At 38.9% G+C, this 18942-nt stretch carries 17 protein-coding genes; 15 read left to right on the top strand and 2 right to left on the bottom strand.

Translation table 11 applies throughout. The features are described 5' to 3' along the window. Position 1 precedes the first annotated feature (1 nt). Positions 2-373 carry a hypothetical protein gene (locus tag QWY93_RS02165; RefSeq protein WP_290246553.1) on the top strand — a complete coding sequence of 124 codons (372 nt, stop codon included), beginning with the start codon at positions 2-4 and terminating at the stop codon, positions 371-373. Positions 374-1105: 732 nt separating this feature from the next. On the opposite strand, the gene QWY93_RS02160 is transcribed toward QWY93_RS02165, so the two are convergent. Then, positions 1106-2277, bottom strand: a protein-coding gene (locus tag QWY93_RS02160) for an IS3 family transposase (protein WP_435380184.1) whose coding sequence is annotated in 2 segments (ribosomal slippage) — positions 1106-2016 and positions 2016-2277 — 1173 coding nt in all. Because the reading frame shifts where the segments join, the coding sequence is not laid out codon by codon here. A 113-nt stretch (positions 2278-2390) separates the two neighbouring features. Continuing rightward, the gene (locus tag QWY93_RS02155) at positions 2391-2894 is read right to left on the bottom strand and encodes a UpxY family transcription antiterminator (protein ID WP_290246550.1); all 504 of its coding nucleotides are present in this window, start codon (positions 2892-2894) and stop codon (positions 2391-2393) included. A 1118-nt stretch (positions 2895-4012) separates the two neighbouring features. Between QWY93_RS02155 and QWY93_RS02150 the strand changes: the two genes are divergently transcribed. From QWY93_RS02150 to QWY93_RS02085, 14 genes are all read left to right on the top strand, one after another. Then, on the top strand, positions 4013-4531 hold the full coding sequence (locus tag QWY93_RS02150) for a helix-turn-helix domain-containing protein (protein ID WP_290246549.1): 519 nt from the start codon (positions 4013-4015) through the stop codon (positions 4529-4531). Positions 4532-4671: 140 nt separating this feature from the next. Next, complete coding sequence (locus QWY93_RS02145) at positions 4672-4974, top strand: four helix bundle protein (protein WP_290246548.1); 303 nt, start codon at positions 4672-4674, stop codon at positions 4972-4974. 222 nt (positions 4975-5196) lie between these two features. Continuing rightward, positions 5197-6543, top strand: coding sequence for a UDP-glucose dehydrogenase family protein (locus QWY93_RS02140; RefSeq protein ID WP_290246547.1), 1347 nt, complete (start codon positions 5197-5199; stop codon positions 6541-6543). A 236-nt stretch (positions 6544-6779) separates the two neighbouring features. Continuing rightward, positions 6780-7091, top strand: coding sequence for a GIY-YIG nuclease family protein (locus QWY93_RS02135; RefSeq protein ID WP_290246546.1), 312 nt, complete (start codon positions 6780-6782; stop codon positions 7089-7091). Positions 7092-7594: 503 nt separating this feature from the next. Then, positions 7595-7945: a four helix bundle protein gene (locus QWY93_RS02130; protein WP_290246545.1), complete on the top strand. Its 351-nt coding sequence runs from the start codon at positions 7595-7597 to the stop codon at positions 7943-7945. Positions 7946-8020: 75 nt separating this feature from the next. Next, a complete protein-coding gene (locus tag QWY93_RS02125) occupies positions 8021-10603 on the top strand; it encodes an SLBB domain-containing protein (protein WP_290246544.1) in 2583 nt (860 codons plus the stop codon). A 129-nt stretch (positions 10604-10732) separates the two neighbouring features. Then, entirely contained in the window at positions 10733-11113 is a 381-nt protein-coding gene (locus QWY93_RS02120) for a four helix bundle protein (protein WP_290246543.1), read from the top strand. Between the two features lie 98 nt (positions 11114-11211). After that, a complete protein-coding gene (locus QWY93_RS02115; protein WP_290246542.1) occupies positions 11212-12342 on the top strand; it encodes a Wzz/FepE/Etk N-terminal domain-containing protein in 1131 nt (376 codons plus the stop codon). An 88-nt stretch (positions 12343-12430) separates the two neighbouring features. Continuing rightward, positions 12431-13729, top strand: coding sequence for a nucleotide sugar dehydrogenase (locus tag QWY93_RS02110; protein WP_290246541.1), 1299 nt, complete (start codon positions 12431-12433; stop codon positions 13727-13729). 157 nt (positions 13730-13886) lie between these two features. Continuing rightward, complete coding sequence (locus QWY93_RS02105) at positions 13887-14255, top strand: GxxExxY protein (protein ID WP_290246540.1); 369 nt, start codon at positions 13887-13889, stop codon at positions 14253-14255. 90 nt (positions 14256-14345) lie between these two features. Further along, the gene (locus tag QWY93_RS02100) at positions 14346-15341 is read left to right on the top strand and encodes a mannose-1-phosphate guanylyltransferase (protein WP_290246539.1); all 996 of its coding nucleotides are present in this window, start codon (positions 14346-14348) and stop codon (positions 15339-15341) included. 120 nt (positions 15342-15461) lie between these two features. Then, on the top strand, positions 15462-16412 hold the full coding sequence (locus tag QWY93_RS02095; protein ID WP_290246538.1) for a GDP-L-fucose synthase family protein: 951 nt from the start codon (positions 15462-15464) through the stop codon (positions 16410-16412). Positions 16413-16519: 107 nt separating this feature from the next. Beyond that, positions 16520-17647 (top strand): GDP-mannose 4,6-dehydratase, encoded by a 1128-nt coding sequence (gmd, locus tag QWY93_RS02090; protein WP_290246536.1) that lies wholly within the window; start codon positions 16520-16522, stop codon positions 17645-17647. Positions 17648-17691: 44 nt separating this feature from the next. Beyond that, entirely contained in the window at positions 17692-18942 is a 1251-nt protein-coding gene (locus QWY93_RS02085) for a UDP-N-acetylglucosamine 1-carboxyvinyltransferase (RefSeq protein ID WP_290246535.1), read from the top strand.

Raw genomic sequence — 18942 nt, 5'->3', positions numbered from 1 at the left:
TATGCGTTTTTTATTCCTAATGTTATTATATGCAGCAGTAGCCTTCATTTTAGGCCCTTATTTACCCTATTGGGTGATGATGTTGATATTGGCCTTTGTTGGGGCTTTCATTGGAGGGAATGGTTTACATGCATTTTTCTCGGCCGCCCTGGCGGTGGGATTAGTATGGTTGGCCAAGTCCTTCTGGATTACTTGGAATACAGGCTCTCCACTTCCTGAAATGATGGCTGATATCATCGGTGTTGATGGGGAGGGGGTGTTGATGATAATTACAGGTTTTATTGGGTTTGTAATGGCAGGACTAAGTGCATTGACCGGTAACCGTTTTAGAAGGCTATTTGAGAAAAAACAGCCTTATTACTATGGGCCTTAGTTGTATTGTTTAATTGGGAATTCGGGATTGGATAATTTGGATTAGGAGATTAATCGTTAAATGTTAATGGTTAAGCGTTTGACGCAGGATAACAGTTATTTGGAAAATGAAAAGATTGATTGCGGAAGGGCGAAAGCCAAATGCCGAAAGAGAAAACGTCACTGCTTGCCTGCCGTAGGTAGGCGATGACGACCCAAAAGGAGGGTGTGGCAGTCTCATCCTTGGAAGAAAAGCTTAATTGTTTATTTGTTTAACTGGTTAATTGAATAATCGGAATTCGTGATTGGATTATTGTGATTTGGAGGAAAATGGTTAAGCGTAAAATATTAAGTGTTAAGGGTTGCCCTCCGATAATGGTTACCTGGAACCAAAAAGATTTATTACTGAAGGTTGAAAGAAAGCCGAAAGCCAAAAGGGGATACGTCACTGCGATCCCGACCCAAAAGGAGGGAGAAGCAGTCTCGCCTTTGGAAACGGGGATAAACTGGTTATTTTGTTAATTGAATAATCGGGATTTGTGATTGGATAATTGGAATTCGGAGTAAAATGTTTAATCGTTAAGGGTTGGATCTACTGTTAACAACTTTAACAGTTAACATTTTGTGGATTTGCAACAAAAAACTGGACAAATGATTAAGCTCTATGTTAATATAATAACGCCTGCCGCGGGCTCCTCAAATTGTCAGTGCGATATTGAAAAAAAAATCACCCTGACAATTTCGAGGTCAGTCTTTATACGGTAATTTTTTTGTTGGTTTTTCCGAACTGATCAGGTGATAGGTACCCAAGTGAGGAGTGTCTCCTGTTCCTATTGTACCAGATTTCAATAAATTCGAAAATTTCCTGTTTTGCTTGCATTACTGATCCGTATTTACGGTATCCTGTTTCCGATTTCAGGATTTTGAAGAAGTTTTCAGCTACTGCATTGTCCCAGCAGTTTCCTTTTCTGCTCATGCTCTGCCTCACCTTTTCAGAATCGAGTTCATTCTTGAATTCACCGCAGGCATATTGTACGCCCCTGTCTGAATGGAAAACCAGGTCTCTGAAAAAAGGCCTGTTGATCTGTGCCATTCGCCATGCCGGTATAACTGTTGCCCCGGCATGCATGGTGGTGGACATCGACCATCCGATTATCTTACGGTCATACAGGTCCATGATCATGGTCAGGTAAAGCCATCCCTCTTCTGTCCAGATGTAGGTAATGTCCGATACCCATGATTTTGCAGGGCCATCAGGGCTGAAGTTCCTGTTAAGCAGGTTCGGACTGATTCTGAAACTGTGGTTAGATTCAGTGGTACAGACACTGAACTTCCCCGATATCACACTCCTGAGCCCATTTGCTTTCATTATCCTGGCAACCCTTGGCCTGGACACCGAAAAGCCCCTGTCCCTAAGCTCAATGGTTATCTTCGGACTTCCATACCGGCACTTGCTTTCAGCATAGATTTTATGGATTTCCCTGGATACTTCTTCTCGCTCCTCAGCACATTTGGATGGTTTTCGGTTAAGCCAGCCATAAAAACCGCTTCTGCTTACTTTAAAAACCCTGCACATCTTTTCAACAGCAAACTCGTGCCTGTGAGCCCTTATGAACCGGAATATTTGTTGTCCCCCTTGGAAAAGATGCTTACTGCCTTTTTTAGAATATCACGCTCCAGTTCGGCTTCTTTCAGGGCTTTTTTCAAGGCAAGGATTTCTTTCTCTTCTTCTGTTAGATGCTGTTTCCCGTTTCCGGGAAAGCTGCTGGATTCACTTGCTTTAAATTCCCTGGCCCAACGCCTGACCAGGTCTGGTCCAATCCCAAGTTCTCTTCCAACTTCAGTACTTGTTTTTCCATTCAAATGAAGCTCTACGGCCATCGTTTTAAAGGCCTTGTCAAATGTTCTCCTTTCTCTATTACTCATTGTTTCAAATTTAAGAAAAGAGCTTAACTTATTGTCCAGTCAAAGGTATACACTCCATTGTGATAATTCTTTAACATCACATGTCTCGAGTCTAATATTTCATACCTCACTTCTCACCCAATCACTTCCAAAAATTTCCTTGGAACATTTACCATTACCGTCTGGGCAATGCTGGGCACCCTGATAACAAAATAATCCTGGTTTCCTTTTTGGACACATTCTCCCTCAAAACCTTGAAGGGGTCCGCCAAGGATTTTTACCTGTTCTCCTTCTTCAATCTCGGTGGTTTCCACTTCAACTGCTACACCCGTAGTGATGATCCTTTGAATAGCATCTATTTCTTGTTGTCGGACTATGGCATGGTCCCCAGAAAAGTTGACAAACTTAACAGCTCCCTGGACCTGTAAGGATTCCCAGAGCCTGGCTTTATCTGTTTTAACAAATAAATAGCCATTAAAAAGTGGTCTTTCTACTTTCTTTTTACGATCGCTCCATTGCCTGATTTCAGTGATCATGGGAAGGAAAACCTCTACATTCTTTTCCCTTAACCTTTGAGCCACCTTTTTTTCAGCTCTGGGGGCTGTATACATAACAAACCAATGGATTTCGCTACTCATATTCTTTCTATTAAAAAAGTAAAAATACGCAGAAAGAAATAATAATGCCAAAGTGGAGGACGGAAATCGATTTTTGGTAAAACCCTTCAAGGGATTAATTATGGGTAGAGTCCGAAATCTAAAAATAGATATATGTCTCTCAAAATTTAAGCTCGGTAAGCCTAAAGGCGCAACCAGGGAATAAACGTCTTTTGGTAAAGAGCATTAGCAGCCAACAGGGTCAATTGTGGCGAACAATTTCCGCTAACCAATAAATATTGTCCACTCCATTTGAAACTAAAAGAAAATTTAGTTCAACCCTTAACAGGGTTGATAGGTTGATTCACAATTCAAATTTCCCCGGGTTTGCACCCGAGGTTATTTTTGTTGAAGCCTTAACAGGCTTCCTTCTGCCCATCTTGCATTACTTGACTGAACAGGCTATTAGGGGGCAATAAAAATAAAACTTTAATTTGCGGATAACTTCCTTTTTAGGGGTATTTCGCCATTGCAAATTTAGAATAGCGGAGTCCTATAAAGCATCCCATCGGGGTGCAATAACCATAACCCTGGGTAAGCCAAGAAGGCGCAACCCGGGGAATAAATGACCTTTTGTAAGGTGCAATAGCAGCCAACAGGGGCAATTGCCAACTAATTGCCGCTAATGCCCATGGCCAGTTAATTTTACATTCGGTCAATCAGCCATATATGATAAATTCTTATTGCAATGAATGGAATCGCAAATTCCGAATCACTTTTACCCATTGTGAACCCCAATTACCTTTTAAACTTTCCCAAGCTTCCAGTTTGAATCTGGGATTTGTTTAAGTCGTGACAAATCCCGATTACCCAATCCCAAATCACAATTATCTAATCGCAATAATTATTTCAAAAACCTCCTTCTTGAATATCCCCCTTCAAAAACTATTTGATCAAAAAGTAAAGAAAATTTAACAATAACTTTTTCTGTTTTAAAATACCGATTTACTGTTATTAAACGGTGTAATATTTTAATGAAATGCAAAATTTTTAGTGAACCCTAAATGTGGGTGAAAATTAATTAAAAATCTAACCGAATTCTTTTGTAATTCAAAAACCCAGTGAGTACTTTTGTTGCTCATTTAGGAAGGTTTCTTTTTATGCTCGATTCATTAATTACTTCCAAGACAAGGTTACGACTTTTGGTGAAGTTTTTTATCAACCCGCAAACCCATAGTCATTTGCGAGGCTTGGCCGAGGAATTCGGAGAATCCACCAATTCCATTAGGAAAGAGCTCAATAACCTTTCCCAAGCAGGTTATCTTGAGAAATCATCAGATAAAAATAAAATCAGCTATAGCGCCAATTCCAAACATCCCCTATTTAATCTTTTGCAGGGGATCATCCGAAAATATATTGGGCTGGATACAGTTGTTGAAGAAGTATTGGAAAGAATGGGAGAGGTTCAGCAAGTGGTTTTGACAGGTGACTATGCCGATGGCCAGGATACTGGAACTATTGATATTGATATAGTTGGCAAAAAGCTCAATGGAGAATACCTGGATCAATTGGCTCAAAAGATCGAGCGTTTAATTAACAGGAAAGTGAATTTTACTCTTGTATCTGTGGAAGAAGCAGGGAAGGGTAGCGGATTAATATTATTTGACCAAAAAGGATAAGAATTTCTTTTTGGCCTTTTTTTTGCCTAATGGGCATGCTAAGCACAAGAAATTGTGACTGACGGGGCGAAGCTGTATTCAGAGTCGAATTGTTTTTTTGTCGAATTGTTTAACTGAGGTTTCCATTAACAACTTTTATTATGAATCATTATACCTATTCATTTGAAAATCTTGAGGTCTGGAAAATTGCTAGAGGGCTTAAGAAAGAAATTTATCTATTAACAAAACAATTTCCTGAAGATGAATTGAATAATTTAACTAGCCAAATTAAAAGGGCAATCGGTAGTGTGACTGCTAATTTGGTAGAAGGCAGTGGACGTACGGGAGATAAGGATAGAGCTAGATTTACTAATACCGCATATACCAGCGCATTGGAGGTATTAGACCATATCATTACTGCATTTGATATGGAATATATTTCTGAAGACAAAACTTGGAATTAAGGTTGAAATTTGACGAGCTAATTAATAAGTTAAACGTTTTTTACAAGTATCAAATCGGAAGAAACAATAATCTTAGTAGAAAATTGTAAGTGGAATTATCCATCAGGATTTTTCTTTAAAACAGCATTTAACGATTCCACAATTCGACGATTCAACAGTTCAACAGTTCGACGATTCGACAGTTCGACATAAAAACATTTAGACATTTTAACAATATAGACCATGAAAATCACCGTTGTAGGAACCGGATATGTCGGTTTAGTTTCAGGGGCATGCTTTGCCGATGTGGGGATTGAAGTTGTATGTGTAGATATAGATAAAAAAAAGATTGATAAGCTGAAAAATGGGATCATGCCCATTTTTGAACCTGGTTTAGAAGAAATTGTAAAAAGGAATTATGCCAGTGGGCGGCTTCATTTTTCAACCAACTTGGCTGAAGCTATCCAGGATTCAGATGTGGCATTTATTGCAGTTGGAACCCCTCCTGGGGAAGATGGTTCTGCAGATTTAAAATATGTTTTGGCAGTGGCCGAAGAAATTGGTCAGAACATGTCTGACTACATTGTAGTGGCTACAAAAAGCACTGTTCCGGTAACTACAGGAAAAAAAGTGCAGCAAACCATTCAAGCTGCCTTGGACAATAGAGGTAGTGACCTGGAATTTGCAGTGGCATCCAATCCAGAATTTTTGAAAGAAGGGGCAGCTGTGGAAGATTTCCTCAAACCGGACCGTATTATCATCGGTGTGGAAGATGAGCGGGCTCAAAAAATTATGAAAAGGTTATATAAACCCTTCCAGCTTTCTGGTGACAGAATTATCTATATGGACATCCCCTCTGCGGAAATGACCAAATATACTGCTAATGCCATGTTAGCTACTAAAATCTCTTTTATGAATGATATTGCCAACCTGTGCGAATTGGTAGGAGCTGATGCCAATATGGTAAGAAAAGGCATAGGTTCTGACCCTAGAATTGGTAATAAATTCATTTATCCTGGTGTAGGTTACGGTGGTTCCTGTTTTCCAAAAGATGTAAAAGCAATTGTGAAAACTGCCAAGCAGTATGGATACGACCTTAGGGTTTTGCAGGCTGTTGAGGCGGTTAATGAAGACCAAAAGCATACATTAGTCAATAAAGTGAAAAAGCACTTTGGTGAAGACCTTTCTGGTATGGTGTTTGCCCTCTGGGGACTCAGCTTCAAGCCCAATACAGATGATATGCGGGAAGCTCCTGCCATTGTCATCATTGATGAGTTGCGTGCTGCCGGAGCAACGGTAAAAGCTTACGATCCAATAGCCATGGAGGAGGCTAAGGAAGTTTATGTAGGAGATAAGATTTCTTATTGCAATGACGCCTATGATGCTTGTGTAGATGCAGATGCGGTCTTGCTGATCACAGAGTGGTCTGAATTCAGATTGCCCAGCTGGAAAGCAGTGGGTAAACTGTTGAAAAACAAAGTGGTCTTTGACGGAAGAAATATCTACGACCGCAAGTACCTTAACGAAATGGGCTTCATTCACTACGGCATAGGCCTGGGTGCTGAGAATCATGTAAAGGTGGAGGGGTGACTTTACCCCCTCCTGGCCTCCCCTATGAGGGGGAGGAAGTGTTTCCATGGGACGTGTATGGAAAATAGTTTGGTTCCCTTTTCCTCCAAGGGTGGGGGGATGAGTGGTTGTCATTCCGACGACAGGAGGAATCTCTTCAGGAAATAGTTAATGGAAAAAAAACTCCTAGTATTCGGAAATTGAATAAAAATTGATAACCAAGATTCCGGGTATGTATTCAACCACATTCTGAAAAAATGGGGAAACCAAATGGAACTCATAATTATTTCGTGTACATCCTGACCAATAAAAGAAAGACGGTTTTGTACACTGGGATGACCAATGATTTGGTAGACAGGTTATACTATCATAATAACCCTTCACCAAACAGTAAATCATTTACCGCAAAATATAATTGTAAGTTTCTAATTTATTGGGAAAGATTTCAATTAGTAGATCATGCGATTCAAAGGGAAAAGGAGATAAAATGCTGGAGAAGGGAAAAAAAGGTGGCACTGATTAATTCCTTTAATCCTGAATGGAATTTTCTAAATGAGGAAGTGGGGTAGGGGATCCCTCCTAATGCCTGTCCGCTGAGGCGGATCGGGATGGCAAAAGACGGTCTTAATTATAATGGGTGAGGTTAATTAATAACCTAAGTTCGATAAAAAATACGTCACTGCGAGAGGTTAACATTTTCTTAAATATTAAGAAGTTGAATGACGTGGGCCTTAGCACTGTGTCATTCCGACGATAGGAGGAATCTCAAATGTAACCGTTATTGGGTGAGATCCCTCGTTACCTCGGGATGACAAAATGCAGCTCTCATTAAATGTGTAGAGGCTAACATTAAACCCAACCAAACCTTTAATTCTCCCTGATTTTCTTTAATTTTGCAACTTCTTTTAGGAAATGGCTTACTTCAATGAGCATATTATGATTTTTCTACGCTAGGTACAAAAATGTGACCGACCGGGCGAAGCCGCGCCTGAAGGAATGTGGAATGAGGAATTGAAAATGTAAAATTTTAAAACCCGAAGTATTAACTCATCTAATTTTTTTAATATTAATAATGTCCAGACAAAATATAATAATTGAAAAGACTTTTGCTTTTAGTGAAAAGATTCTTGATGTGTATTTTTTCCTAAGAGAAAGGAAACATTATCGACTTGCTGAGCAGATTGTAGGGGCTGGAACTTCTATTGGAGCAAATGTGGAAGAAGCACAATCTGCTCATTCTAGAAAAGATTTTATTTCAAAGATGGTCATAGCAGCAAGGGAGGCCAGGGAATCAAGATATTGGTTAAAGCTTTTTAACCGGGAAGAATTATTAAAAGGTCATTCCAATATAGAATTCCTTTTAAATGAAATAGACCAAATTATTTCAATTCTCAATTCAATAATTAAATCTTCAAGAGAATAAATAAACATTAAGGAAAATGAGAATCGTAATTCCTCATTTATCATTCATAATTTTAAATTATTCAAGTTAATTCAAATGGTTTTTGAAATCAAAAAACTTCTTTTAACCTGCATATTATTGTTTTCAATAATAACCTTGCATGCCCAATCTCTCTCCGACATTCAAAACGTCAACGTCGATGAGCTTTCCGATGCTCAGATCGAGATGATTGTTAAAAAAGCGGAAGAACAAGGGGTCAACAAGGCTGAAATCCCTTCCATGGCAGAACAAAGAGGAATGCCGGCAGTGGAGGCCAGTAAATTGGCTACCCGGATCAATCAGTTGGGTACCGCCACAAGGGATACTATGAACTCTTCAAAAGGTCAAACCCAACGAACGATTGAAGGGGCTGTTTTTAGTGATAATGGAAGTTCCAAAGACTTGTCAGAGGAACAGAAGAAAATTTATGGTTTTTCCTTATTCCATAATAAGAAACTTGATTTTTCCCCCAATTTAAATATTCCGACCCCCATGGATTATACCATTGGTACTGGAGATCAATTGTTGATAGATGTCTATGGAGATTCCCAGCAATCCTACAGCTTGACCGTCAATCCGGAAGGAAGGATTTATATTCCCAATGTAGGGCCTTTATCCATAGGTGGATCCAGTATCCAGGCGGCTACCGCAAGGATAAAAAGTAAATTAAGCAATACGATTTACTCCGATTTGTCCAGCAATAATCCAGGTACTTTTTTGCAGGTCAGATTAGGCAATATCCGGTCCATTCAAGTGTCCATGGTAGGGGAGTTAAGCAGTCCGGGTAACTACACTTTACCGTCCTTTGCCTCTGTTTTTAATGCATTATATGCCGCGGGTGGACCTAATGAACAAGGCTCCTTTAGAAAAATAAAGGTATTTAGAAATTCCCGTGAAATTGCGGAAGTGGATGTATATGATTTCCTGACCCAAGGTGATCAGCAACAGAATATCCGATTGCAGGACAATGATGTGATCATGGTTCCTTCTTATCAAACCAGGGTAGAGATTAAGGGTCCAGTCAAAAGACCAGGGCTTTTTGAAATCAAGCAGGGGGAAAGTGTTGCTGATTTGATTTTCTTTGCTGGTGGATTCGGGAGCAATGCCTATCCAGAAAAAATCACTGTAAGAAGGGTTTCGGATAATGCCCGCAAGGTAGCGGATATAGGAAGAACCCAGTTTGAAAATTTCAGTATCCAGGATGGAGATATTTTTATGGTGGGTGAAAAGTTATCCCGTTATGAAAATAGGGTGCAGATTTCAGGGGCCGTTTACCGGCCTGGGGAATTTGCCTTAGAACCGGGCATGAGCATCAAGGATCTGATCCAGCAAGCAGAGGGTTTAAAAGGGGAAGCCTTTTTAAACCGGGCCACGCTTTACAGAACCCAGGAAGACTTAACCCTTGAAATTGTTCCTGTAAATGTGGCCGAAGTAGTTAATGGTGAAGCGGGGGATATCCCCCTGAAAAGGGAAGATGTATTGCATATCCCAAGCAAATACGATATCCGGGAAGAATATTATGTAAAGATTACTGGTGAAGTAAATAAACCTGGAGCTTTTGCTTATGGGGAAAATATGAGCGTGGAGGATCTGGTACTGAAGGCAGGAGGATTAAAGGAATCAGCCACCAATGCCTATATAGAGGTGGCCAGAAGATCCAATGGAGAGCAGGATGGGCAAGTAGCGGAGATTATGACGGTTGACATTGATGAGGATTTACAAATCAATGATGGAGATAAAGATTTGACCCTCCAACCATTTGACCATGTGATCATACGAAGAAATCCACATTTTGAAAGAGAAAAGCTTGTAAGAGTGGAAGGAGAGGTCTTCTACCCAGGACAATTTGCTATTGCTCATACTGATGAAAGGATTTCAGATTTATTAAAAAGGGCAGGAGGAATAAATGAATATGCTTACCCTAAAGGAGCTACTTTAATTCGAAGAACTGAATTTTTCAATGGCCCAACCGATAATGAATTAAGGGCCCAAAATCTTCAACAGGTGAAAAACAACCTAAAAAAAGAAGATGGTAAGAATACAGAAGCAGAGATAAATATTCTATCTCGTATTGATGAAAAAATTGGTGAGAAAGGGGGGGATTTGGCCAATCAAGATGAAAATTTAATTTCTGATGAATATAAAGCCAGCCGGTTAAAAGAGGTGACTTCCGCAGATTCAACACGAATGGCGGAAATTAAAATTAAGACTACCGAAATGGTGGGGATCGATTTGGATTACATTATGGCCAATCCAGGTTCGGAGCAGGATTTAATTTTACATGAGGGGGACATCTTAAGTATTCCCAAACAACTCCAAACCGTAAGAATGCGAGGAGAAGTGTTGTTCCCTACGACGGCAAGATTTGAAGGTAAACATAGTTTCCGGGATTATATCGCTAAATCCGGTGGCTTTACAGATAATGCCAGAAAAGCAAAGGCCTATGTAGTCTATCCCAATGGAGATGTAGCCAAAACCAAAAAGATATTGTTCTTCAATAATTACCCTGAAGTAGAACCAGGTTCCGAAATCATCATACCTCAAAAACCGGTGAGAGAAGGGCTTTCTGCTACGAATTGGATTGGGGTGGCATCCAGCTTGGCGACGTTGGCCATACTTGTGGATCGGTTGGCGCAATAATCCCCTTAAGGGTATCTTTGAAAGCAGTTATTAGCCTAATAATCTGCCTTTTAATTTTTGTTAAATGTTAAGGTGTTAAGGGTTAAAACGTAGGTTCCGTGATTTTTCGAGGTTTAACTTTTTATTAAAATGAGAGTAAATACTTTTGAGGAATTAGAAATTTGGAAAGAAGCAAGAGAATTGTCAAAGTTTATCAGGAAGCAAACTAAATTGAGCCCATTTTGTAGGGATTTTAGATTTTGTGCTCAGATTAACAGTGCTTCCGGGTCTATCATGGACAATATTGCAGAAGGTTTTGAACGCGATGGAAACAAGGAGTTTATTCAATTCTTGTATATCGCTAAAGGCTCGTGTGGAGAAGTTAGGTCCCAGTCATATCGAGCACTTGATGCTGAATTTATTAGTTTGAATGATCATAGGGAAATCATGAACCATACGGAAAGCATCAAATACAAAATCAATGGTTTAATAAATACATTAAAAAATAGTGGTGGGAAAGGGTATAAATAAACGTTAATCGTTCAGCGTAAACTGTTCAACGTTTTAACACTTAACAATTAACGCTTAACTTTTTATACCCTCAACATAGCAATTACTTCTAAAACGGAATGAACAACACACAAAATCAAAACACCCCAAACAACGATGACGAAATAGATTTGTTGGCTCTGGCCAAGACCGTTTGGAATAAAAGGAAGTTAGTCTTCCGTATCGTTGGACTTTTTATTGTTTTGGGATTATTGGTGGCATTACTTTCACCTAAGGAATATACAGCCAGTTCTACTTATATTCCCCAAACTTCTGAAGGAGGAAAGGCTGGTGGAAGTCTTGGCGGATTGGCTTCCCTGGCAGGGATTAATTTAGGGGGGGTAAGTAGTGGTTCTGAAATTCCGCCCTCTTTATATCCCAAAATCGTCAATAGCATTCCTTTTAAAATGGAGATGTTAAAGGCACCGCTTAAATTTGAGGGGATTGACCAAGAAATTACCTATCAGGAATTTTACGAAGATTATTATTCTCCTGGGGTTTTAAGTTATATCAAAAAGTTAACTATTGGACTACCAGGATTGATTATAGGTTCCATTAAAGGGGATCAAAAGGAAGTAATTAAAGGTGAAGGGAAAGAAAAAATTATTTCTATCACCGAAGAACAATTGGAGCATTTTAAACGAATGGAAGGACAAATCACCATTTCCTTCAATGATGAAGAAGGGTTTGTTCAACTTTCAACCACCATGCCGGAACCTTTGGCTTCTGCCCAATTGGCGAAATATGCCGAAAGCTTATTACAAAAAGAGGTGATTGCTTATAAAATTCAAAATGCAAGGGAGCAATTGAAATTCACCCAAGAACGTTACCAGGAAAAAAAGGAAGAGTTTGAGGCGATTCAGGCCCATTTGGCTCGTTTTAGAGACCAAAATCAAAATATAGCAAGTTCAGTGGCCCGTAACCAATTAGAAAAACTGGAAGCAGAATATAACCTGGCATTTGGTGTATATTCGGAATTGGCCAAGCAATTGGAAAATGCAAAACTCCAAGTAAGTAAGGATACCCCAATATTTTCTGTGATACAGCCGGTGACAGTTCCTGCAGAAAAATCTGCTCCTAAACGGCCTTTGATATTAGTGATTTTTACCATCTTAGGAGTAGTGATTGCTTTGGGAGCTGTATTTGGTAGGGAGTATTTGCAAAATGTTAAGGAGGAGTGGAATAATGAAACGTTAAATGTTAATGGTTAATTCGTTAATCGCTGAACTTTTTAACGGTTAACGATTAACGCTTAACACTTACAAATCTTTAATTAACAAATAACCTATTAACCAATTAATGAGTACACAAATTTTACCCTTAACTCAATCCAAAATAGCCGTAATCGGCTTGGGATATGTTGGCTTACCATTGGCTGTGGAGTTGGCAAAGAAATATTCTGTGATAGGATATGATATTAAAAAAGAAAGGGTAAAAGAATTAAAGGAGGGAAAAGATCATACACTGGAAGTTGAGGAATCTGATCTCCAGAGAGTATTAAAGGAAAATAGGCATTCGTTTTTGCCTTCTTCAAATGTTAAAGATATTCAAAATTGTAACATCTATATTGTTACTGTTCCTACCCCGATTGATGATATCAAAAGGCCGGATTTAAGACAACTAAAAAAAGCCAGTAAAGCAGTAGCTAGTGTTTTGAAAAAAGGAGATTTGGTGATTTATGAATCCACCACCTACCCAGGGTGCACTGAAGAAGATTGCGTTCCGGTTTTAGAAAAAGGATCAGGTTTAAAATATAATTTAGATTTTTATTGTGGTTACTCACCGGAAAGGATAAACCCTGGGGATAAAGTCAATACTTTGGTAAGCATTAAAAAAGTGACTTCCGGTTCTACTCCTGAAGTAGCTAATTATGTTGATGAACTATATGCTTCCATTATTGAAGCAGGAACCCATAAAGCAAGCTCAATTAAGGTGGCTGAAGCCTCAAAAGCCATTGAAAATGCACAAAGGGATGTGAATATTTCATTTGTTAATGAATTGGCTTTAATCTTTGATCGATTGGGAATTGATACCACAGAAGTGCTCGAGGCTGCAGGTACAAAATGGAATTTTTTAAAATATAAACCAGGCTTGGTAGGAGGTCATTGTATTGGAGTGGATCCCTATTATTTGGCCCATAAAGCAGAACAACTTGGGTATCACCCCGCGGTTATCCTATCAGGGAGACGTGTCAATGACAATATGGGGATGTTTGTGGCCAATAAGGTAGTTAAACTTTTGATAAACCGGGGTAAGGTTGTAAAAGGAAGTAAAGCCCTTATTTTAGGATTTACTTTTAAAGAAAACTGTCCTGATATCCGTAATACCCGGGTCATCGATATTTATAAGGAATTAATCCAATTTGGCTTAGATGTATCTGTTTATGATCCTTGGGCTTCCTGCAAGGAAGTACGTGAAGAGTATGGACTAAACTTAACTCCACCTCAAGCCTTAGGACAATACGATGCTATAATATTGACGGTGGGCCATGAAGAATTTAAGCAATTGGATTGGGATGCCATTAAAGCCAATGGCCATACGGTGATTTTTGATACCAAATCCTTTTTACCCAAAGAAATGGTCGATGGGAGGTTGTAGGTTGTTTCACAGAGAACTTAGAGTAGGCACTGAGCACCACGGAGGATTTTTATATTTGGCAGAGCAATTTTTTTTAAGTTTTAATTAGGCATAAGGCTCAATTATTTATCTCAGAGAACCTCTGTGCCTTCTCAGTGAACTCTGTGTAAGAAAAAATATGGAAGATCAACTCACAAAAGAGGTAATTGGAGCTGCTATAGATATTCATAAGGAATTAGGACCAGGACTTTTGGAATCTGCTTATCAAACTTGTTTGGGTTATGAACTTCGATCAAAAGGTTTGGAGGTGAAAAGGGAATTAAAATTACCTGTTGTTTATAAAGAATTGGAACTTGACCAAGGATATAGAATAGATTTACTGGTAAATAATAAGTTGGTTATTGAAACCAAAACTGTAGAGGCCTTGAATGATGTCCATTTAGCACAAATTCTTACTTACATGAAATTTGGGAATTATAGGACTGGTCTCCTACTAAATTTTCATGTCAAACGAATGGTGGAAGGTATAAAACGGGTAGTACTTTAATATTTTTAATAAGAAAATCAAATAAAATAAATCTCAGAGTTCCTCTGTGCCTTCTCAGTGCCCTCTGTGTAATATTAAATTATTTAATATATGAAAACCATTAACGTCATTCTTTCAGGTGGAGTAGGAAGCCGGCTTTGGCCACTTTCGAGGAAAAGCCGTCCCAAACAATACTTACCCATTTTTGATGGGCAGACATTATTTCAAAATACCATCCTTAGAAACCGGGAGCTTTGTGATTCTGTAATGGTGGTAGGAAACCAGGAAAATTATCAGCTTTCCAGAAATGATTTGGAGGAAGTTGGTATCAAAGACTATGTGGAAATTATTGAAGCCTGCCCCAGGAATACGGCAGCTGCCATTGCTTTTGCTGCTTTGGCGGCAAATCCTGAAGATATTTTGTTTGTAACCCCTTCTGATCATTTAATTGAAAGTGATGGGGCCTATGAACAGAGTGTTGAAAGAGGATTGGAGTTAGCAAAGGAAGGATATATTGTAACTTTTGGTCTTCAACCCACTAAACCTGAAACAGGTTTTGGTTATATCGAGTCTGATGGGGAAAACGTGAAAGGTTTCCGGGAAAAGCCAAACCTTGATACGGCAGAGAAGTTCTTGAAAAGAGGAAATTTCTTATGGAATTCAGGAATGTTTTGTTTTCAAGCAGGGGTGTTTTTATCGGAATTGGCTCATTACCAACCGGATGTATTACTCCATTCAAAAAACACCTTAGAATCCCATGAAAATGGTTTTCTAGATCAAAAATTGTCTATGGAAATTCCTTCCATTTCTGTGGATTATGCTGTAATGGAAAGGACGCAAAAAATTAAGGTGGTTCCATCATCTTTTGTCTGGTCGGATATGGGCTCATTTGAATCCATTTATGAATACCTGGAAAATAATGGACAAAAAAGGGATGAAAATGGAAACATGGTAATTGGTTCTGATATTCATACTGAATTTGCTGGGTTAAAAAATACCATTTTAATTCAAACCAAAGATGCCATACTTGTTCTACAAAAGGAAAAAGCTCAGGAAGTAAAAAAAGTGTATGAAAGGTTAAAAGCGGAAAAACCAGAATTGGTTTAGAGTAGCACAGAGTACACTGAGTAGGCACCGAGATTCACCGAGATATTTTATGATAAATTCAAATAAACCTCAGTGGACCTCCGTGATTTCTTTGTGATCTCTGTGAAACAAAATAATAGGATGAATAAAAATACAAGAATATACATAGCTGGCCATCGGGGCATGGTAGGTTCCGCCATTTGGCGGGCATTGGAAGGAAAAGGATATAACCAATTGATCGGAAAGACAAGCAAGGAACTTGATCTGAAAAATCAGGAGGCAGTAAAAAACTTTTTTGAAAAGGAAAGACCTGAAGTAGTAATTGATGCTGCTGCGAGGGTAGGAGGTATTTTGGCCAATAACAACTACCCGTATCAATTCCTGATGGAAAATATGCAGATCCAAAATAACCTTATCGATACTGCACATAAACAGGGAATCGATAAATTTATCTTTTTGGGATCATCCTGCATATATCCCAAGTTAGCACCTCAACCGCTTAAAGAGGAATACCTTTTGACCTCCTCCCTTGAACCCACCAATGAGTGGTATGCCATTGCCAAAATCACAGGAGTAAAGGCTTGTGAAGCTATTAGAAAGCAATTTGAGAAGGATTACATTTCCCTAATGCCTACTAATCTATTTGGCCCCTTTGATAATTTTGATTTAGAAACCTCCCATGTTTTGCCAGCAATGATCCGAAAGTTTCATGAGGCAAAAATACAGGGCAATGAGCCTGTCGAATTGTGGGGATCAGGAACACCAAAGCGGGAATTTTTGCATGTGGAAGATATGGCTGATGCAGTTGTTTTTGCCTTGGAAAATGATTTCCAGGATAATCTCTATAATGTGGGCACAGGGTTGGATTTAAGTATTAAAGAACTGGCCGAATTGATCCAAAAAACAGTTGGGCACCAAGGGGAAATCATTTGGGATAGCAGCAAACCAGACGGCACTCCAAGAAAGCTGATGGATGTATCCAAGATGAGCAATGCTGGCTGGAAAGCAAAAATCAAATTGGAAGATGGAATTAAGGATACTTACCAATGGTTCCTGGAGAATATTGACTCAATTAAACAAGTTAAGTTGTAGTTAAGGGTTAATTGTTAAGAGTTAATGGAATCCGACCCTTAACAATTAACGATTAACTTTTAATCCAAAAATCTTAAAAAACACGAAAAGCGTAATATTAAAATAAAATGACAAATAAATCACAGAAGGTTGCCCTTATTACGGGTATTACTGGTCAGGATGGAGCCTATTTGGCGGAACTTTTATTAGAAAAAGGTTATAAAGTTCATGGTATAAAAAGAAGGACTTCATTGTTTAATACTGATAGAATAGACCATTTGTATGAAGATCCCCATGTAGAAAATCCACAGTTGGTTCTGCATTATGGAGATATGACAGATTCTATGAATTTGACGCGAATCATTCAGGAAACCCAACCAGATGAGATTTATAACTTGGCTGCTATGTCTCATGTGAAAGTATCTTTTGATACTCCAGAATATACCGCTAATGCGGATGGTATTGGGACTTTACGGATTTTAGAAGCAGTAAGGTTTTTAGGATTGGAGAAGAAAACTAAAATCTATCAAGCATCTACTTCAGAATTATACGGGTTAGTTCAGGAGGTACCTCAAAGGGAAACGACTCCTTTTTATCCTAGATCCCCGTATGCAGTGGCAAAAATGTATGCCTATTGGATTACTGTAAACTATCGTGAGGCTTATAATATTTTTGCTTGTAATGGAATTTTGTTTAATCACGAATCTCCATTAAGGGGGGAAACTTTTGTTACCCGGAAAATTACTCGAGCTGTTTCTAAAATCGCTTTAGGACTTCAAGAAAAAATCTATTTAGGTAATCTTGATGCAAAACGGGATTGGGGGCATGCTAAAGATTATGTGAGAATGATGTGGATGATTCTTCAAGCAGATCAACCTGAGGATTGGGTAATAGCCACAGGTGTTACAACTACAGTAAGAGATTTTGTAAAAATGGCATTCCAAGAAGTTGGTATTTCCCTAAGGTTTGAAGGCGAAGGAGTTGGTGAAAAGGCTTTTGTAGACTCTTGTTCAAACGCTGAATTTCAATTACCTGAAGGTATGGAAGTAGTTAATGTCGATCCAAAGTATTTTAGACCTACAGAGGTTGAATTATTGATTGGTGATCCATCGAAGGCAAAAGAAAAACTTGGCTGGGTGCCTGAACATGATCTGGCAAGCTTGGTAGAGGATATGATGATGAGTGATTTGAAGTTAATGCGTAAAGAGCAGTATCTTAAGGATGGTGGGTACAATATTTTGAATAATTTTGAATAGGATAGTATAAATTGAAAAAAGATTTTATGGGCGCCAATCTAACAATGAGTACAACAAGTACTATCAAAGTTACAAAAGGAAAATTATCTGGAACAGTTAAACTTAGTGGTGCCAAAAATAGCGCATTACGTTTATTAGCCGCTTCTATATTAACGGATGGTGAGGTTCGTCTTTCAAACTTTCCAAATGGTCTGTTGGATATCCAAGTGCATTTGGAAATGCTACAGGTCCTAGGAAAGGAATATGTGTCTAAGGATGATACTGTAGTAATTCGTCAAAATCAGATACTTGAGACAGAATTAAAATGGGACAAAAGGTCAATTAGAAATACACTATTGATCTTAGGGGCATTGACCGCAAGATATGGAGAAGGAAGGGTTCCCTTGCCGGGTGGTTGTAAGCTAGGCGAGCGTAAATATGATATCCATGTAATGTTGTTGGAGCAGTTGGGTGCGAAAGTATGGGAAGAAGAAGGTATGTTGTGCACTCAAGTAGGTGATGCTGGGAGATTTATTGGTAATGATATTTATCTACCGATCAGGTCCACAGGTGCTACTGAAAACGCCATCTTGTGTGGTGCTTTAGCCAACGGAATTACAACAGTTTGGAATCCTCATATCCGGCCGGAAATACTTGATTTGATCCATATGCTAAATAAAATGGGGGCAGACATAAAGGTATTTGGTCAGAAATGTATAGTCATTCAGGGAAAGGAAGAGTTAAGAGGGGTTGAACATGAAGTCATTCCAGACAATATGGAAGCCCTTACTTGGGCCATTGGATCCGTAATTACCGATGGGGATGTTGAAATCCTTAATTTCCCTAAAAACCATTTGGATGTACCTATGGTTTTTTTAAAGGAAAGTGGAATGAAGATTTACGAAGGAGAGAATTCCGTTATTGTGAAGGGGGGTACTACATATCCTTTGGAAATTAGTACTGGCCCTTATCCCGGAATAAACTCTGACATGCAACCATTATTAGCTGTCTATGGAGCGATGAGTAGTGGAGTTTCTAAGATTGTTGACCTTAGGTTTCCTGGAAGATACGCCTATGCTGAAGAACTGGGTAAGATGGGAATGGATTTTGAAGTCATAGGAGATTTGTTAGTTATAAATGGTGGAAGACAACTTCATGGTGCAACAGTTCAGGCGCTTGATTTAAGAGCAGGGATAGCGCTCTTATTAGCAGGGTTGACTGCTGAAGGAGAAACGGTAATTGAAAATGCTTGGCAAATCCACCGGGGATATGATGATTTATATTTGAAACTGAAGGATTTAAATATAAGGATTTAG

Source organism: Echinicola jeungdonensis (assembly GCF_030409905.1).
Lineage (GTDB): Bacteria > Bacteroidota > Bacteroidia > Cytophagales > Cyclobacteriaceae > Echinicola > Echinicola jeungdonensis.
The sequence above is the reverse complement of the archived record's forward strand: the minus strand, read 5'-3'. Positions and strand labels throughout refer to the sequence as shown.

Bases quoted from the DNA above. Each gene is read 5' to 3' on its own strand.
- QWY93_RS02085 (WP_290246535.1), top strand. From the start codon at position 17,692: ATGAGTACAACAAGTACTATCAAAGTTACAAAAGGAAAATTATCTGGA.
- QWY93_RS02125 (WP_290246544.1), top strand. From the start codon at position 8,021: ATGGTTTTTGAAATCAAAAAACTTCTTTTAACCTGCATATTATTGTTT.
- QWY93_RS02100 (WP_290246539.1), top strand. From the start codon at position 14,346: ATGAAAACCATTAACGTCATTCTTTCAGGTGGAGTAGGAAGCCGGCTT.
- QWY93_RS02140 (WP_290246547.1), top strand. From the start codon at position 5,197: ATGAAAATCACCGTTGTAGGAACCGGATATGTCGGTTTAGTTTCAGGG.
- QWY93_RS02150 (WP_290246549.1), top strand. From the start codon at position 4,013: ATGCTCGATTCATTAATTACTTCCAAGACAAGGTTACGACTTTTGGTG.
- QWY93_RS02120 (WP_290246543.1), top strand. From the start codon at position 10,733: ATGAGAGTAAATACTTTTGAGGAATTAGAAATTTGGAAAGAAGCAAGA.
- QWY93_RS02135 (WP_290246546.1), top strand. From the start codon at position 6,780: ATGGGGAAACCAAATGGAACTCATAATTATTTCGTGTACATCCTGACC.
- QWY93_RS02130 (WP_290246545.1), top strand. From the start codon at position 7,595: ATGTCCAGACAAAATATAATAATTGAAAAGACTTTTGCTTTTAGTGAA.
- QWY93_RS02095 (WP_290246538.1), top strand. From the start codon at position 15,462: ATGAATAAAAATACAAGAATATACATAGCTGGCCATCGGGGCATGGTA.
- gmd (WP_290246536.1), top strand. From the start codon at position 16,520: ATGACAAATAAATCACAGAAGGTTGCCCTTATTACGGGTATTACTGGT.
- QWY93_RS02145 (WP_290246548.1), top strand. From the start codon at position 4,672: ATGAATCATTATACCTATTCATTTGAAAATCTTGAGGTCTGGAAAATT.
- QWY93_RS02165 (WP_290246553.1), top strand. From the start codon at position 2: ATGCGTTTTTTATTCCTAATGTTATTATATGCAGCAGTAGCCTTCATT.
- QWY93_RS02110 (WP_290246541.1), top strand. From the start codon at position 12,431: ATGAGTACACAAATTTTACCCTTAACTCAATCCAAAATAGCCGTAATC.
- QWY93_RS02155 (WP_290246550.1), bottom strand. From the start codon at position 2,894: ATGAGTAGCGAAATCCATTGGTTTGTTATGTATACAGCCCCCAGAGCT.
- QWY93_RS02115 (WP_290246542.1), top strand. From the start codon at position 11,212: ATGAACAACACACAAAATCAAAACACCCCAAACAACGATGACGAAATA.
- QWY93_RS02105 (WP_290246540.1), top strand. From the start codon at position 13,887: ATGGAAGATCAACTCACAAAAGAGGTAATTGGAGCTGCTATAGATATT.